Here is a 1,155-nt window from a genome sequence, read left to right on the forward strand (position 1 = left end):
GTATCCGTCGTCGTGACCCCACCTTGCGGAACGCCGTGCTGTTGATGCCGTGTCGCGTGACGGCATGCGGCGGAGGTGGAGTTGGAGATCGAGGCGGAGGCGGCCGAGACTGGTCGTAGAACTGGTCGTAAGACTGCTCGCAAGCCGCGGCCTGGCGAGGTGGTCGAGGTGGTCACCCGCGGGGAGGGCCGACGGGGCTGGTCGTCGGACCAGAAGCGCCGGATCGTCGTCGAGGCGATGCAGCTCGGCGTCACGCCGACGGAGGTGATTCGGCGTTGGGGCCTCACCTCGAGCCTGTTCTACACGTGGCGGCGACAGGTGATGAGCGGCGAGCTCGGCGCCGTGCCGGCGCCGCTGGCCGCCTTCGCGCAGGTTGCCGTAGCCGAGGACGCGCCGGTGCTGCCGCTGCCTGCTCCCGAATGTCCCGCACGGCCTCCCGCGCGCATCGAAGTGGTGCTGCCCGATGGGACGACCCTGCGGCTTGACGAGGACGTCGGCGCTGACGCGCTGCGCCGGCTGCTCGCGGTGCTGCGCGGTCGATGATCGGGCAGCCACCGGGTGCCAGCGTCTATCTCGCCTGCGGCATCACCGACATGCGGCGCGGCATGGACGGCCTGGCCGCGCTGGTGCAGCAGTCGCTCGGCGCCGATCCGTTTGACGGCTCGCTCTACGCCTTCCGCGGCCGCAAGGGCCGGCTGGTGAAGTGCCTTTGGCGTGATGGTGTCGGCCTCTGCCTGCTGACCAAGCGCATCGAGCAGGGCGCGTTCCCGTGGCCGACGACGCCAACCGGCAAGGTGGTGCTGTCGCCGGCGCAGATGTCCCTGCTGCTCGAGGGTCTGGAGTGGCGCAGGGTGCAGCCGGCGTGGCGGCCAACAGCGGTGTGATCACGCGCCGGGCCGCTTTCGCTTGGCGCGACGCGAGGGCGTCGACGACGCTTCCATCGTGCCCGATGATGCTGCGCATGATGTCGTGGAGCTGCGCACCGCGCTTGCCGCGGCCGAGGCGCGCGTCGCGCAGCTCGAGCAGATCATTCATGACCTGCGGCGGGCGCGCTTCGGCCAGAGCATCGAGCGCGTCGATCCGGGGCAACTCGCGCTGACCCTCGGCGCGGCACCGCCGCCTCCGCCAGCGAATAGCAACGATGCCGCGGTACGG

The 1,155-nt window shown here is 71.0% G+C and carries 3 protein-coding genes; all 3 read left to right on the forward strand.

What is annotated here, in order from left to right:
• Positions 1-81 precede the first annotated feature (81 nt).
• Positions 82-543 (forward strand): IS66-like element accessory protein TnpA, encoded by a 462-nt coding sequence (tnpA, locus tag ACLF3M_RS35265; protein ID WP_430661690.1) that lies wholly within the window; start codon positions 82-84, stop codon positions 541-543.
• On the forward strand, positions 540-884 hold the full coding sequence (tnpB, locus tag ACLF3M_RS35270) for an IS66 family insertion sequence element accessory protein TnpB (RefSeq protein WP_430661691.1): 345 nt from the start codon (positions 540-542) through the stop codon (positions 882-884). Before tnpA ends, tnpB begins: the two co-directional genes overlap by 4 nt.
• 22 nt (positions 885-906) lie before the next feature.
• Positions 907-1,155 (forward strand): transposase domain-containing protein (locus ACLF3M_RS35275; RefSeq protein WP_430661692.1); only part of this gene is annotated, 249 nt, incomplete at its 3' end.

Source organism: Falsiroseomonas sp. HW251 (assembly GCF_050563545.1).
In the GTDB taxonomy this organism is placed as follows: Bacteria; Pseudomonadota; Alphaproteobacteria; order Acetobacterales; family Acetobacteraceae; genus Falsiroseomonas.